11 protein-coding genes and 1 pseudogene are annotated in these 15940 nt (G+C 64.9%); 5 read left to right on the forward strand and 7 right to left on the reverse strand.

The genetic code is table 11. From position 1 onward, the window contains the following. Positions 1-5: 5 nt before the first annotated feature. The 5 genes from fdhF to V6M37_RS17190 form a co-directional block, all read right to left on the reverse strand. On the reverse strand, positions 6-2906 hold the full coding sequence (gene fdhF / locus V6M37_RS17170) for a formate dehydrogenase subunit alpha (RefSeq protein WP_332675377.1): 2901 nt from the start codon (positions 2904-2906) through the stop codon (positions 6-8). A 22-nt stretch (positions 2907-2928) separates the two neighbouring features. After that, positions 2929-4488, reverse strand: a complete 1560-nt coding sequence (locus tag V6M37_RS17175; RefSeq protein WP_332675379.1) for a formate dehydrogenase beta subunit — start codon at positions 4486-4488, stop codon at positions 2929-2931. After that, the gene (locus V6M37_RS17180) at positions 4485-4967 is read right to left on the reverse strand and encodes a formate dehydrogenase subunit gamma (RefSeq protein WP_332675381.1); all 483 of its coding nucleotides are present in this window, start codon (positions 4965-4967) and stop codon (positions 4485-4487) included. Before V6M37_RS17180 ends, V6M37_RS17175 begins: the two co-directional genes overlap by 4 nt. Before the next feature lie 380 nt (positions 4968-5347). Further along, positions 5348-6403, reverse strand: a complete 1056-nt coding sequence (locus tag V6M37_RS17185; protein WP_332675382.1) for a GlxA family transcriptional regulator — start codon at positions 6401-6403, stop codon at positions 5348-5350. A gap of 226 nt (positions 6404-6629) precedes the next feature. Further along, a complete protein-coding gene (locus V6M37_RS17190) occupies positions 6630-7544 on the reverse strand; it encodes a LysR substrate-binding domain-containing protein (RefSeq protein WP_332675384.1) in 915 nt (304 codons plus the stop codon). A gap of 110 nt (positions 7545-7654) precedes the next feature. On the opposite strand from V6M37_RS17190, the gene V6M37_RS17195 reads away from it, so the two are divergent. The 4 genes from V6M37_RS17195 to V6M37_RS17210 all read left to right on the forward strand — a co-directional run bounded on the left by V6M37_RS17195 (position 7655) and on the right by V6M37_RS17210 (position 11167). Next, positions 7655-8770 (forward strand): S-(hydroxymethyl)glutathione dehydrogenase/class III alcohol dehydrogenase, encoded by a 1116-nt coding sequence (locus V6M37_RS17195; RefSeq protein ID WP_442881023.1) that lies wholly within the window; start codon positions 7655-7657, stop codon positions 8768-8770. Between the two features lie 18 nt (positions 8771-8788). Further along, positions 8789-9628 carry an S-formylglutathione hydrolase gene (gene fghA / locus V6M37_RS17200; protein ID WP_332675386.1) on the forward strand — a complete coding sequence of 280 codons (840 nt, stop codon included), beginning with the start codon at positions 8789-8791 and terminating at the stop codon, positions 9626-9628. Positions 9629-9682: 54 nt separating this feature from the next. After that, entirely contained in the window at positions 9683-9937 is a 255-nt protein-coding gene (locus V6M37_RS17205; RefSeq protein WP_332675407.1) for a response regulator, read from the forward strand. A 225-nt stretch (positions 9938-10162) separates the two neighbouring features. After that, positions 10163-11167 (forward strand): DUF4268 domain-containing protein, encoded by a 1005-nt coding sequence (locus V6M37_RS17210; protein ID WP_332675387.1) that lies wholly within the window; start codon positions 10163-10165, stop codon positions 11165-11167. 1331 nt (positions 11168-12498) lie between these two features. Here V6M37_RS17210 and V6M37_RS17215 read toward each other — a convergent pair. Further along, positions 12499-13449, reverse strand: coding sequence for an IS5 family transposase (locus tag V6M37_RS17215; protein ID WP_332675389.1), 951 nt, complete (start codon positions 13447-13449; stop codon positions 12499-12501). Positions 13450-14030: 581 nt separating this feature from the next. Here V6M37_RS17215 and V6M37_RS17220 point away from each other — a divergent pair. Further along, complete coding sequence (locus tag V6M37_RS17220) at positions 14031-14696, forward strand: cell wall hydrolase (protein WP_332675391.1); 666 nt, start codon at positions 14031-14033, stop codon at positions 14694-14696. Between the two features lie 972 nt (positions 14697-15668). On the opposite strand, the pseudogene V6M37_RS17225 reads toward V6M37_RS17220, so the two are convergent. Beyond that, positions 15669-15940 (reverse strand): annotated as a pseudogene (locus V6M37_RS17225) (bifunctional methylenetetrahydrofolate dehydrogenase/methenyltetrahydrofolate cyclohydrolase); the annotation flags it as partial.

The following is a 15940-nucleotide window of genomic DNA, read 5'->3' on the forward strand; positions in this document are numbered from 1 at the left end:
GGCGCTCACGCACGTTCCCCGCTGCCGGCGAGCGCCTGCACCGCGGCGGCGTCGCCCCGCAGCAGCGCGGTCTGTTTGCGGTGATGCTGTCGATAGCGTTGCTGCCATTCCGACGGTTGCGCGACGGGCATCACTTCGACGGCGGTGACCTTGTACTCGGGGCAGTTCGTCGCCCAGTCCGAGTTGTCGGTGGTGATGACGTTTGCGCCGGATTCGGGGAAGTGGAAGGTCGTGTAGACGACGCCCGGCTGAACGCGCTCCGTGATCGTCGCGCGCAGCACCGTCTCGCCGGCGCGGCTCGCGATGCCGACCCAGTCGCCCTCGCGGATGCCGCGGTCCACGGCGTCCTGCGGGTGGATCTCCAGCCGGTCCTCGCCGTGCCAGGCGACGTTGGCGGTGCGTCGCGTCTGCGCGCCGACGTTGTACTGCGACAGGATGCGTCCGGTCGTCAGCAGCAGCGGGTAGCGCTTCGTGACCTTCTCCTCGGTCGGCACGTACTCGGTGGGCATGAAGCGGCCCTTGCCGCGCACGAAACTGTCGATGTGCATGATCGGCGTGCCTTCGGGCGTGGCGTCGGTGCAGGGCCACTGCACGCTGCCGAGCCGGTCGAGCAGCTCATAACTGACGCCGTGGAAGGTCGGGGTCAGGCGCGCGATCTCGTCCATGATCTCGGACGGGTGTGCGTAGTTCATCGGGTAGCCCAGAGCGTTGGCGAGATCGACGGTGACCTCCCAGTCCTCCTTGCCGGCGAGCGGCGGCATCGCCTTGCGCACGCGGGAGATGCGGCGCTCCGCGTTGGTGAAGGTGCCGTTCTTCTCGAGGAAGCTCGCGCCGGGCAGAAAGACGTGCGCGTACTTCGCGGTCTCGTTGAGGAAGATGTCCTGCACGACGACGCATTCCATCGCACGCAGCGCCGCCTCGACGTGGTGCGTGTTCGGGTCGGACTGCGCGATGTCCTCGCCCTCGCAGTACAGACCGAGGAAGCTGCCGTCGAGGGCCGCTTCGAACATGTTCGGGATGCGGAGCCCCGGCTCGGCGTCGAGCGTCACGCCCCAGGCGTTTTCGAAGAGGCCGCGCACCGAGCCGTCCGAGACGTGACGGTAGCCCGGCAGCTCGTGCGGGAAGGAACCCATGTCGCAGGAGCCCTGCACGTTGTTCTGGCCGCGCAGCGGATTCACGCCGACACCCAGACGGCCGACGTTGCCGGTCGCCATCGCGAGGTTCGCGATCGCCATGACCATCGTCGAGCCCTGGCTGTGTTCGGTGACGCCCAGACCGTAGTAGATCGCGCCGTTGCCGCCGCCGGCATAGAGGCGGGCTGCGCCGCGCACGGCCTCGGCGGGGACGCCGGTGATCTCGGCGGTCGCTTCGGGCGAATTTTCCGGGCGCGCGACGAACTCGCGCCACATTGCAAAGGAGGCCGGGTCGCAGCGTTCGGCGACGAAGTCTTCCGCGACGAGACCTTCGGTGACGATCACGTGCGCGAGCGCGTTGGCGATCGCGACGTTGGTGCCGGGCCTGAGCTTCAGGTGGTAGGCGGGCTCATAGTGCGCGCCCTTCAGGAGGTCGATCTCGCGCGGGTCGATGACGACGAGCTTCGCGCCCTGGCGCAGGCGGCGCTTGAGCTGCGAGCCGAATACCGGGTGGCCGTCGGTCGGGTTCGCGCCGATCACGAGCACGACGTCGGACTGCATCACCGAATCGAAGGTCTGCGTGCCGGCGGACTCGCCGAGGGTCTGCTTCAGGCCGTAGCCGGTCGGCGAATGGCAGACGCGGGCGCAGGTGTCGACGTTGTTGTTGCCGAAGGCCGCACGCACGAGCTTCTGCACGAGGTAGGTCTCTTCGTTCGTGCAGCGCGACGAGGTGATCGCGCCGACCGAACTGCGGCCGTGCTTCGCCTGGATGCGGCGGAGTTCGGATGCGGCGTAGGCGATCGCTTCTTCCCAGCTGACCTTGCGCCAGGGCTCGTCGATGCTCGCACGGATCATCGGCGTCGTGATGCGGTCGGGGTGGGTCGCGTAGCCCCACGCGAAGCGGCCCTTGACGCAGGAGTGGCCATGGTTCGCATGGCCGTCCTTGTGCGGCACCATCCGCACGACTTCGTTGCCCTTCATCTCTGCCTTGAAGGAACAGCCGACGCCGCAGTAGGCGCAGGTCGTGACGAGGCTGCGCTCGGCCTGGCCCATTTCGATGACCGATTTCTCCATCAGCGTCGCAGTCGGACAAGCCTGGACGCAGGCACCGCAGGAGACGCATTCGGAGTCCATGAAGCTCTGGCCCTGGCCGGGGCTCACGCGCGAATCGAAGCCGCGGCCGGCGATCGTCAGCGCGAAGGTGCCCTGTGTTTCCTCACAGGCGCGCACGCAGCGGTTGCAGACGATGCATTTTGACGGGTCGTAGGCGAAGTAGGGGTTGGAGCTGTCGACAGGCGCGCGGCTGGCTGCGTCGAAGTGGTTCTTGTTCTGGATGCTGCTTGGAGTCGTGTAGCGCACTTCGCGCAGGCCGACGACGCCGGCCATGTCCTGCAATTCGCAGTTGCCGTTCGAGGGACAGGTGAGGCAGTCGAGCGGGTGATCGGAGATATAAAGCTCCATCACGCCGCGACGCAGATCGGCGAGCTTGGACGTCTGCGTGCGCACGACCATGCCGGGTTCGACCGGCGTCGTGCAGGACGACGGGTAGCCGCGGCGGCCTTCGATCTCAACCGCGCACAGGCGGCAGGAGCCGAAGGGCTCGATGCTGTCGGTCGCACAGAGCTTGGGGATCGCGATGTCGATTTCCTGGGCGGCGCGCATCACCGAGGTGCCGACCGGCACGGTGATCTCGACGCCGTCGATCGTCAGGGTGACCATCTCGTCGGACTCGCGTTTGGGGGTGCCGTAGTCCGTGTCGCGGGCGAGACTCATGTTATTGCTCCTCGGCGCGGCTTCAGGCCGCCGCCTGCTTGTCGGCGCGCGGAACGCCGAAATCTTCGGGGAAGTGCGTCAGCGCGGACTGCACGGGGTAGGGCGCCATGCCGCCGAGTGCGCACAGCGAGCCGCCGAGCATCGTGTCGCACAGTGAGCCGAGCAGCGCGATGTTCTTCGCGCGCTCCTCGCCGGCGATGATGCGGTCGATGACTTCGACGCCGCGGGTCGAGCCGATACGGCAGGGCGTGCATTTGCCGCAGGATTCGATGGCGCAGAATTCCATCGCGTAGCGCGCCATCCCGGCCATGTCGACCGTGTCGTCGAAGGCGACGATGCCGCCGTGGCCGATCATCGCGCCGATGCTGACGTAGGCTTCATAGTCGAGCGGCACGTCGAACTGCGACTCGGGGACGTAGGCGCCGAGCGGGCCGCCGACCTGCACGGCGCGGATCGGGCGACCGCTCGCGGAGCCGCCGCCATAGTCGTACAGGAGTTCGCGCAGCGTGAGCCCGAACGCGCACTCGACGAGCCCGGTGCGCTTGAGGTTGCCGGCGAGCTGGAAGGGCAGGGTGCCGCGCGAACGGCCCATGCCGTAGTCGCGGTAGAAGGCGGCGCCGCGCGAGAGGATCACCGGCACGGACGCGAAGCTCATGACGTTGTTGATGACCGTCGGCTTGCCGAAGAGGCCCGCGATGGCAGGCAGCGGCGGCTTCGCGCGCACCGTTCCGCGCTTGCCTTCGAGGCTCTCGAGCATCGAGGTCTCTTCGCCGCAGATGTAGGCGCCGGCGCCCATGCGGACTTCGAGTTCGAAGGCCTTGCCCGAGCCCATCACGTCGGAGCCGAGGTAGCCCGCGTCACGCGCACAGCCGATTGCAGCCTGCAGCGTGCGGAAGGCATGCGGATATTCCGAACGCAGGTAGATGTAGCCCTGCGTGGCACCGACCGCGACGGCGGCGATCGTCATGCCTTCGATCAGGCAGTAGGGGTCCCCTTCCATCAACATGCGGTCGGAGAAGGTGCCCGAATCGCCTTCGTCGGCGTTGCAGACGACGTACTTGCGGTCGGCTGCGGCGTCGAGCACGGTCCGCCACTTGATGCCGGTCGGGAAGGCTGCGCCCCCGCGGCCGCGCAGGCCAGAGTCGGTGACTTGGGCGACCGTTTCAGCGCCGGATTGCGCGAGCGCGCGGGTGAGGCCTTCGAAGCCACCGTACGAGCGGTAGTCGTCGAGCGACAGCGGGTCGGTCAGGCCGACGCGCGCGAAGGTCAGGCGCTGCTGGCCGGTAAACCAGGGCTGGTCCTCTACGCGGCCGAGGGCGAGCGGGTGGGCGGCGCCGGCGAGGAAGTCGGCTTCAAACAGGCCGGACACGTCGTCCGCCTGCACCGGGCCGTAGGCGATGCGGCCGGCCGGGGTTTCGACCTCGACGAGCGGTTCGAGCCAGAACATCCCGCGCGAGCCGTTGCGCACGAGGGTGACGTCGAGGCCGCGCTTGGCGGCTTCCGCGGCGATCGCGCGGGCGACGCGTTCTGCACCGAGCGAGAGCGCGGTCGAGTCGATCGGGACATAGATCCGGGCGCTCATGCGGGCTCCTTCGCCGCACGCAGCGCGGCGATCTCGGCGTCGAAACGCTTCGCGTCGACGCGGCCGACGATCTCGTCGTCGATACGGATCGCGGGCGAACAGGCGCAGTTGCCGAGGCAGTAGACGGGCTCCAGCGTGACCGCGCCGTCGCCGGTGGTCTCATGGAAATCGACGCCGAGGCTCGCCTTGGCGTGCTCTTCGAGCGCGACCGCGCCCATCGAACGACAGGACTCTGCGCGGCAGACCTGGACGACGTGGCGGCCGGCCGGGCGGGTGCGGAAGTGGTGGTAGAAGCTGATGACGCCGTGCACTTCGGCACGGCTCAGGCGCAGCGCCGTGGCGATGGTCGGCACCGCGTCTTCCGGCACCCAGCCGATTTCGTCCTGGATCGCGTGCAGGATCGGCAGCAGCGCGCCGGGCAGCGTGCGCCGGTGCTCAACGATGCGCCGGATCGTCTCCGCCGTGGTTTCGTTCGCCATGCAGGGGCTCCGTCGGTGTGTGGAGGGGCGATGAGAAACCGATCAGAGTGCGAGGCTACTCGGAGAGGGAAGGACTGCGAGACGGCTGACGTCATCCGACCGGATGACCGGAGCTTAGGCGCACGCCGTGGAGAGGGAAACCGAGAAATTTCGAAGGCATATTCGGATTTTCCGAACGAGCCGTTGCGCGGCCGTCGATACTCCCGAGCCGTGCCGGCGCATTCCACCGACAACTCAGAGATTCCGAAGCCGACGCGGGTGCACAGGCACGCGCGTTGTCATGACGCAGCTCAACGTTCAGACCGATCATGATGAGCGGTCGGCGCGATAGCTCCGTGGCTGTCCAACCGACACGATCAGAACCCGTGCGCCGGAATCGATCAGCCGCGACGAAGTCGCGCGCCGGCCTGGGAAGGCGACACGCCGAAGAACTCGCGGTAGCAGCGGCTGAAATGCGGCGCGCGGGTGAAGCCGCAGGCGATCGCGATGCCGGTGATGGGCTCGTTGGTCTGCTGCAGGAGCCGGCGAGCGCGGGTGAGGCGGGCTTCGAGGTAATAGCGCGACGGCGTCGTGTTCAGGTGGCGCTGGAAAAGCCGGTCGATCCGGCGTCGCGAGATCCGCGCGCGCTCGGTGAGCTCCTCGATGCTCAGCGGCTCCTCGATGTTGTTCTTCATCAGTTGCAGGATGAGCTGCAACGCTTCCGGAAAGGTGGGATCGTCCACCAGCGCCGGCATCGGGCTGTCCGGGAGGTCATCGAGCGTCCGGTCGCATGCGAGGATCTCCTCGATGCCCCGCACCGTCTCGTCGCCGTGATGGTGGCGGATCACCGCGAGCATCATCCCCAGCGCGCTGTTCGCGCCAGCCGACGAGATGCGGTCGCGGTCGATGACGAACGGGTGGGGCAGGAGCCTGACCTGCGGGCACAGCTCTTCGAGGCCGTCTCGGCTGTCCGGATGCACGGTGCAGGTGTAGCCGTCCAGCAAGCCGGCGTGCGCGAGGAGGTAGCTGCCGTTCCACAGGCTCCCGAGGATTGCGCGCCGCCGCGCCGCCTCGCGCAGTTTCTCGACGACTGCGCGCCGCGGTTCGAGGTTCGAGCGGAAGCCGCCGCAGATGATCAGGATGTCGAGATCCCTGGTGTCCAACGCCGGCAACTCGCCATCGACCCAAATGTTGATGCCCAGGTCGCTGCGCACCGTCGCCCCTTCGAGGCTGTACGTTTCGAAGCGGTACAGCGGCTTGCGGCTGATCAGGTTCGCCGTGACGATCGCGTCCACAGCCCCCGTGAAGGCCATCATCGAGAAGTGCTCGAGCAGCACGAAGCCGATGCGGCGGCAGATCGGCGGATGCGTGTCGTGGGACCCCAGCAGGTAAGCCTGGTTGCTGTGCCGCATGCGGCTGTCGAAGCTGCGCGGCGCGTGAGGCAGTTTGTCCCCCATCTATCGTCTCCACTTCTCGGTGTTCGACGGCGAAAGGACTTCTGCCGCGAGGGGTGATCCGAGCCGCGAATCGGGACGAATATACAGGAGGTCCAGAGCGTGCCACCTCCCGGGGGAGGGCGGCGGCGCGGGAGGACTTTTCGGGGGCGCTCCTGGAGACGTGCCGCGCCGAAGGCTACGTACTGCGCTGCTGCATGAAGGCGAGCTCCGACATCAGCGTCGAATACTAGGCCGGTGAGCGCAGCGCGGCGTCGCGCTCCTGGTATTCCAGCCGCATCGACAGCCCGTGGCGCAGATGCTCCACGAGCAGGCGCACTTTGGGTGAGCGATGGCGCTGCGCCGGAAACACCGCCCACACGGCCGTGTCCGGCGGCTGCAGATCCGGCAGAAGAGCCTGGAGGCGGCCATCGCCAAGCGGTTCGCGCACATAGTAATCGGGTAGCTGGCACAAGCCGAACCCGCGCAGTGCCGCATCCAGCACCGCCTGACCGCTATTGCAGCGCCAGCGTCCGCTGACGCGCAGCGTGCGCACGCTCCCGTTCGCCTGGAATACCCAGGTATCCGAGGTCCCCACCAGACAGTCATGCTGCGCCAGATCCTCCAGCGTCGGGAGGCCGCGCCGGGCGAGGTAGTCGGGCGCCGCGCACAGGTACATGACGCGCGGCGCCAGGCGTGTGGCCACCAGACGCGAGTCGGAGAGGCGGCCGAGGCGCACCGCCAGGTCGAACCCTTCCTGCACGATGTCGAGGGTACGGTTCGTGAGCTCGATTTCGACCCGCAGTTGAGGGTGGCGGGCAATGAAGTCGTTGACCAGAGGCACCACGAAGCGCTCGCCGTACGTGAGCGCGCAGGTCATGCGCAACATGCCTTTGGGCGTCCCCTCCAGGTCCTGCACGGCATGCAGGGCGTCGTCGAAGCCATCCTGCAGGCGCCGGCAGTGGGCGAGGAAGGTGTGACCCGTTTCGGTGAGCCGCACCTGTCGCGTGCTGCGGTAGAACAGTCGTGTCTGAAGCCGCTCTTCGAGGCGCGCGATGAGGCGGCTGACGTGCGAATTCGACACCCCCAGCAGGGCCGCTGCGTTCGCGAATCGACCACTCTCGGCCACGGCCACGAATGCATCTATGCCTTCCCAGCGATCCATGCGGACGTTTTCCATTATTGCTGCCTGGCAGCAATGAATTGCACGTTTGGTAATTATCCGCGTTTGCCAGTCTCCTACAATATCGCGACAACCCCACTCGAAGAGAGCCTCTGATGATCAAATCGCGCGCTGCCGTGGCCTTCGGGCCGAAAGAACCGCTCCGCATTGTCGAAGTCGATGTCGAACCGCCGAAAAAGGGCGAGGTCCTGGTGCGCATCGTTGCGAGCGGCGTTTGCCATACCGACGCCTTCACGCTGTCGGGCGACGACCCCGAAGGCATCTTTCCGGCGATCCTCGGCCACGAGGGCGGCGGCATCGTCGAAGCGGTCGGCGAGGGCGTGACCTCGCTCGCAGTCGGCGACCACGTCATCCCGCTGTACACGGCCGAATGCCGCGAGTGCAAGTTCTGCAAGTCGGGCAAGACCAACCTGTGCCAGGCCGTGCGCGCGACGCAGGGCAAAGGGCTGATGCCTGACGGGATGACCCGCTTCTCCTACCAGGGCAAGCCGATCTACCACTACATGGGCACCTCGACCTTCTCCGAATACACGGTGGTGCCGGAGATCTCGCTCGCGAAGATCCCGAAGGAAGCGCCGCTCGAAAAAGTCTGCCTGCTCGGCTGCGGCGTCACGACCGGCATTGGCGCCGTGCTCAACACGGCGAAGGTGGAGGAGGGCGCCACGGTCGCGATCTTCGGGCTGGGCGGCATCGGGCTCGCCGCGATCATCGGCGCGAAGATGGCGAAGGCCTCGCGCATCATCGGCGTCGACATCAATCCGGACAAGTTCGAGATCGCGAAGCAGCTCGGCGCGACCGATTTCGTGAATCCGAAAGACCACGACAAGCCGATCCAGGACGTGATCGTCGCGATGACCGATGGCGGCGTCGACTACTCCTTCGAGTGCGTCGGCAATGTGAAGCTGATGCGCGCGGCGCTCGAGTGCTGCCACAAGGGCTGGGGCGAATCGACGATCATCGGCGTCGCCGGCGCAGGGCAGGAGATCAGCACGCGCCCCTTCCAGCTCGTCACCGGCCGCGTCTGGCGCGGCAGCGCGTTCGGCGGCGTGAAGGGCCGCACGGAGTTGCCGAGCTACGTGCAGAAGGCACAGAAGGGCGAGATCCCGCTCGACACCTTCATCACGCACAACCTGCCGCTCGACAGGATCAACGAAGCCTTCGACCTGATGCATGAAGGCAAGAGCATCCGCACCGTGATCCATTTCTGACGCGCAGCGGAACTTCCGATGACTCTTGAAAATCTGTCGAGCCAGAAATGCTTCGGCGGCTGGCTCAAGCGCTACCGCCACCGCGCGACGACGCTCGACTGCGACATGACGTTCTCCGTCTACCTGCCCCCGCAGGCCGGCGAGCGCAAGCTGCCGGTGCTGTACTGGCTGTCGGGGCTGACCTGCACCGATGAGAACTTCATGCAGAAGGCGGGCGCGCAGCGCGTCGCGGCCGAGCTCGGGCTGGTCCTCGTCGTCCCCGACACCAGCCCGCGCGGGCCCGATGTGCCGGGCGACCCCGACGGCGCCTGGGACTTCGGGCACGGCGCGGGCTTCTACCTCAACGCGACCGAAGAGCCGTGGGCGCGGCACTACCGCATGCACGACTACGTCGTCGAGGAGCTGCCCGCCCTCATCGAGGAGAATTTTCCGGTATCGGATGCGCGCGGCATCTTCGGCCACTCGATGGGCGGCCACGGCGCACTCGTCTGCGCGCTGCGCAACCCGGGGCGCTACCGCTCGGTCTCCGCTTTCGCGCCGATCTCCAACCCGATGAATTGCCCCTGGGGCGAAAAGGCGTTCTCGCGCTACTTGGGCAGTGACCCCGACCGCTGGCGCGAATGGGACGCGACGATGCTGATTGCGCAGGCGCGCGAAAAACTGCCGATCCTGATCGACCAGGGGGACCAGGACAGCTTCCTCGCGACGCAGCTACGGCCGGACGTCTTGGAATCAGCTGCGGACGGTGGCGGCTACCCGCTGACGCTCCGCATGCAATCGGGCTACGACCATAGCTACTACTTCATCGCGAGCTTCATCGAGGACCACCTCCGTCACCACGCAAACGCATTGGGTTAGCGAAGGATTCAGCCGAGCGAAGCACGCGCCGACATTCGTCAGGTAGTCGGCGGGCTGCTCGAACATGCGGGACATCTCGTCTGTGCCGCTCCGGACGGCGCGCACGCCCTCGAAATCTGCCGACAGCAGGGATTCGAAGCGATCCTGATGGACATGCATCTACCGGGGATGAGCGGCAGCGAGGTCAGCCGCCACACCCGGGGCGATACCGGCAATCTGAACGCGGGCACACCGATCATCGCTCTGACCACAAGCGTCAGCCCCGTTTGGCACTATCTTGCCGATGGCATGGATGCCGTCGTCGCATAACGGTGCGGATCGCGCATCTCCTGCAGACGCTCGCCGATGTGCTCAAGTTTGATGCCGAGGTGCCTCGGGGACTCTCAAGGCGCGAGTGCCCGACAAGCGTGATGGAGCTCCGCCCAGCACTACTCTTCCCGGGACCGTGATGGGCTCAGATCACTGAGGCATAATCCTAGCGATACCGGACCTACGGCGCCGTGTCCCCACCAACTATGACTTCGGTAACCCACAATGCCAGAACTCGGACGACTCGAACGCGTTGAGCTACGTGACGTTTGGCAACACGAAGCCCATCATTTCACGCCTTGGCTCGCCGAAGCCGATAACCTCCTAGCTCTAGGCCGAGAACTGGCCCTCGACCTTGAACTCGTCGGTCAGGAGGTCTCAGTGGGCCCTTACGCGGCGGACATCGTCTGCAAAGATTCGCTGACAGGTCGGCATGTACTGATAGAGAACCAACTCGAAAAGACCGACCACAGCCACCTGGGCCAAATCTTGACGTATGCAGCCGGCCTCGAGGCGAGGACTGTCGTATGGGTAGCCGCGCGGTTTACGGATGAACACCGCGCCGCGATCGACTGGCTGAACGAAATCACTCACGACGATTGGCAATTCTTCGGACTTGAAATCGAGCTCTGGCGCATCGGATCCTCTGCCCCCGCGCCCAAATTCAACATCATTTGCCGCCCCAACGACTGGAGCCGGGCCGTCCGAGACGAGGTCGAGAAGCCTGACCGCATCAGCACAACGCAGTCCTTCCAACTCCGTTTCTGGTCCGCATTCCGTGATTTTATGGCGGCAAGAGGCCAGCGGGCTCCGAAGCCTGCGCCGCAGTCCTTCCAACAGTTTGCGCTCGGCCGTACCGGCTTTTTACTTGAGGCAGTGGTTAAGCGGACGGAGCAGCAACTCATGGCCCGCCTCTACATCAACTGCGCGGATATCGACCCAAAGCGCGCCTTTCGCTATCTGGAAGAACGGAAGGCCGAAATTCATAGCGCTTTGGGATTCGACCTTGAATGGAACGAACTCCCCGAGAGGAAGGGATGCGTTGCCGTGATCGTCAGGGCGGATGTGCTCCTGGATGACGAGTCGCGATGGACCGAGTATCAAACGTGGCTCGCGACAACGATTGCGAAGATGGACAAAGTCCTCCGGCCGATGATCGCGAATCTCCGCGAAACTGATCTTCCGGCGACCGCAGCACGGGAAGGTGAGGACATGGTTGAGGCGGCCTGACTTTGTACAGCGAGGTGGAACCGCACCGGTTTTGCTGCTAACGATCGTGGGCCTAGCGTTTGACCGTGCTGGGGCCGTGCAGCAGCTTTAGGCCGCGCTGCCGCCGCGCCTTTTGACACTGCATGGACGTCAGCCGAGGCCGACGACAAGCCTGTCAAGTCACGCGGCCCCGCCTTCCGTTCATCGGCCAATCCAGCCGTTGGTCAACCGCGCCGAATCATGCGGCAATGCGCCGAGCACCCGCCGTTCGGCCTTGCGCGACCGCGAACAGCCGCTTCCCAGCGAGGCGAACGCGAACTTCCGACCCTGAGCAGCCAATCGAGTCCTGCAAAAGCGGACCCTCAACGTTGGAGCTGAATCGCCTGCCGTAGGGGAGCGGCTTGAACGGAGCGCTAGGCAGCCACTTACATGTGTCATGGCGTGTCTGGGGGTTCCGCAAAGGCTCTAGCAAACCCAGGTCTTAAGTCTTGGGTGAGAAACGCCAGTTCGAAAGCTCCGTCGATCGTCCTTCTCGCGTGTATCGGGGAGTTGGCTATCTCAGCTACTGGATCGGTACCGACCGCGACCGTGGTGACTGGAATGTAGATGGTGAGCAACAGAGAGTTGTGCTTACCGCGCAACCGAACATGATCGGGGCCGGCAGACTCGACTATCGCATCAGTGACAGGCAGCCAGCCAGCCTCTTGCCATGAGTAGCGCCTAGTCGTTAAAGATTGATCCGTAGCGACCGATGCTGTCGACTGCACGGCTCTGACTCCGTCAGTGCAAGAGTGCTTGGGCCAGGGCGGACCCAATTCGTCAAAGAAAACTCTTCCTCCATGCTCAGACTGGTAGAGGAATACAGCGTCTCCGCATATGGGGCAGGCAATAGGAACCTGTAGCTGTGACGTGTGCCGACCACAGAAATAAGATCCGTGGTGACCTGACTTTCTTTGGCGAGGCCGCGTGGCTGACAGAAGCCGCACGCGCAACACCCTGGGTGATTGTGCCCTCGGGAAGACATGGACGTAGCTAGCTAACGTTGGAGATCAGCGGCGGCCGAAGGCCGTCCGCTGCATCGACTGGTTAGCTTCGGCATACGAAAATGAGTCGTATGGTTCGAAACCAGTCTCAGAATCGTCATCGTCATAGTAAACGCCTATAACGATTCTCAGATTCTCAGGCATTGCATCCCTAGGAAACCCCTGATCAATTGACGTTTCAGTCGCACCCACCCAAGCCAGCAAGTTGCATCGACTTCAATGAATACATTTCCCGCGGCCACCGCTGATATTCGACGCCGTTTCGGCATCGATTGCCCGTTTTCGGGCGCAGCAGGCGGATCTCGCCCGTCAGTTCATCAAGGCTCGCCTTGCCAAATAAAGATTGGTCAGTCCGATCAGCGAGAACACCTGCGCGGCGTTCTTTGCGATCCCCTTGTAGCGCACCTTCGTGTAACCGAACTGGCGCTTGATCACGCGGAACAGATGTTCGACCCTCGCACGGATCGAGGACATCTTGTGATTGAAGCGCTTGTTCGCCTCGGTCAGCGGGTGCTGCTTGCTCCCCTTGAGCGCCACGCCCCAGAACACGCCGGCCTTGCGGGCCAGGCGCTTGAGTCGGTTATTGACGTAGCCCTTGTCGCCGAATCCCGCGCGATCGTCCTCACGCACCAGATGCGGCAACTGGCTGATGTCCGAGGCGTTGGCCGCGGTCACCGAGACGGTGTGCGCGAGACCAGAATGGACATCGGCGCCGACGTGAATCTTCATGCCGAAGTACCACTGATTGCCCTTCTTGGTTTGATGCATCTCGGGGTCGCGCTGCTTGCTCTGATTCTTCGTCGAGGGAGGCGCGTGGATGATCGTGGCGTCGGCCATGGTGCCGCCCTTCAGCAGCAGGCCGCGTTGCGCCAGGGTATCGTTGATGAGGTTCATCATCTGCGCGGTCAGCCCATGCCGCTCAAGCAGATGGCGGAATTTGAGGATCGTCGTCTCGTCAGGCAGTGCATCGTCGGCCAAATCAAGCCGGGCAAAGCGGCGCATCGACTCGATTTCGTAGAGCGCGTCTTCCATCGCCGGGTCCGACAGCGCGTACCACTGCTGCATGAAGTAGATCCGCAACATCGTCTCCATCGGCATCGGCGGGCGACCGCGCCGGCCTGCCTTCGGGTAGTGCGGCTCGATCACCGCCAGCAACGCCGCCCACGGCACGACCGTCTCCATCTCGGACAGGAATCGTTCCCGGCGAGTCTGTTTCTTCTTCCTGTCGAAGGCCAGCGAGGCGAAGGTCGTTTGCTTCATGGTTGCGGCGCTTTTAATTAGCCCAGTATTTTACCGGCTCTGACTAGATCAGAGCCTCCCTAACATGTTCTGCAAGTTACTGGTTAACTGCAGGAACTACGCGCAAGGCAGAATAATAAGACAGGAATAGCAGCAGCCGGTCACAGCGGGGTGATGCGACCCATGTGGCACGTAGGCGTAGAGCATACCGCCTCACCCAGATGGCCGCTATCTGGATCGGATGGCGACGGGCCGCTTCTCGCCGAACTGAGACCGCCACCTCGAAGCCCCTCGCAACAGTTCGGCGATCCCAAGCAAGACGTCCGTGATGGAATCCCGCGAGCAGCCGGAATCCTGCAACAAGGCAAAGTGGCGGGCCGGAAGGCGCTGCTGTCCCCTTTTGTCTTTTCCTTCGCCTTTTCCTTAAATTGGGAGAGACGCGCCCGATCTCGGCGCCTTGGCGAGTTGCCGTCCGGTGATGGCACCGAGCGGGTGGAGCCGAAGGGACCGCGACTTTTCCCGACAGGAGAGAAGCCGTGCCATTGAGCTCGTTTCACCGTCCGGTCTTTCGCCCGTCCGCTGCACAAGGTGCGCGGCGACTCGTGCATACGCTGATCGGGTTGGCACTATCTGCGTTGGTCGGTTGCGGAGTCGCACGAGACGAGAGTGAGCCCGCGAGTCCTGCGCCAACCGTCGAGGAACGGGCCGAAACGGCGAAGAGCAAGGCTGAGGCGCTCGAGGAGAAGGCGTCGAGCGAAAGCGACGGCGCGCGCCCGTCGCCTGGCGAGCTCATCACACGCGCCGAAGCGCAGGCGGTCGACCCGAAGGGTAAAGAATCGCTCGACGATGCAATCACGTGCCTGGCGCGCAGCGTCTACTGGGAAGCCAGGGGCGAGAGCCAGGCCGCCATGGAGGCGGTGGCCAGCGTTGTCATGAACCGGCTTGGCCATAGCGGTTTTCCCGACACTGTCTGCGGCGTCGTCAAGGGGGGACGCGAAACCGGCACCTGCCAATTCTCTTGGTGGTGCGACGGCCGACCCGACACGGCGCAGGAGACGGAGGGCTACGAGTTGGCGAAGGAGGTCGCGCGCAAGGCGCTGAACCGGCAACTGGCGGACCGCACACAGGGGGCGACGTACTTCCATCACAAGCGGGTCAGGCCGGCGTGGTCGAAAATCTTTACAAGGACGACGACGGTGGGAGGACATCGGTTTTACAAGCCCAACGAGCCCGAAAAGCCACGGTCGGAGGCCGCAACTTCCAAGTAGTCGTCGGGCGCGTCGTGAGGCGAGACTCCGGCTCCCTGAAAAAGCGTGTTTCGACCCTGATTTTGCGTGATTTGCGGGGCCGTATGCAGCGGCCGACGGGCGATCGTCGGCTGTGGAGGACGGCCACCCTGTGCCGATTGCGCGGCTGCGGTGCTACCGACGGCTGGCGCACGGTGTTCGCCCCTATCGAACGGGCCTTACCGACCCACAAAAGACATTCGCCGTTTCGGGGTCCGGTGGCAGATTTCTAAGCGAAGCGGTCGCCCACAGCTGAGGTTGACTGAGAGCTGCTCGGCCTTTTCAGCCAGTCGGCCCCAGGTTATCGATGACCGCATTGCCCGACTTGCTGTCCTTGAGCAGTTAGGCTGAGCGGCGGATTTGGGGCAATCGGAGCTCGGGCTCCGCTGTGCAAGCATGGAGGGAGCTCCACTTGTCGCGATGGGACTGCGTTATGCGCGTGAAATTCGTCAACTGGTCGCCGATCACGACTGGCCCCCCGGGTTTTGATGATCCCGGCCTTTTCGCCGGCAATCGCCGCGCGGGTCGTTCCCGGGCAGTCTGTGAGCTCCAGCTCGATACTGGTGATGCAGGATACGAGCGGGGAGATGACGTTGGTGGGACCCCGCCGTCCGCCGAGCCCGACTTCCCGCCCGCCGACGCGATAGCGCTCGCTATACCGCTGAAGGTGCGGTGACGTGTAGCTGCCGGTGCGAAGGCCGGCGGCGCCGAGGATCTCCTCGCATAGCAGGACTGTGCTGCCAGTGCCTTTGGACCCGCCGACGTGGATGCAACGCAGCGCCTGCTGCCGGTTGTCGATGCGGGCAAGCAACTCGCTCACCGGCTGCAGCGCGAGCGCGGCCGGTGGGGAGGGGCGGGATGGTTCGACCACGACGAGCGCTTCGATCAACCAAGCCAGGTCGCTGGCGTGGCGGAGCGCCTCGGCAGAGGCTCCCGCGACGCTGGGCGGAGGATTCACCCCCAGGCGGCCTCCATGACCCCCTTCGGCACCGGGAGGCCGTGCTGACGGCACGCGGCTTCGAGCGTGTTGAGCAGCAGGCACGCGATAGTCATGGGGCCGACGCCGCCCGGGACAGGCGTGATGGCACCGGCGACTTCGACCGCGCCGTCGAAGTCCACGTCGCCAACCAGCCGCCCCTTGCCGTCCGCGGTCTCGACGCGGTTGATGCCCACGTCGATCACCGTCGCGCCCGGCTTGATCCAGCTCCCGGGAACCATGCGCGGGC

The sequence above is a fragment of the Aromatoleum sp. genome, assembly GCF_036675785.1.
Taxonomy (GTDB): domain Bacteria; phylum Pseudomonadota; class Gammaproteobacteria; order Burkholderiales; family Rhodocyclaceae; genus Aromatoleum.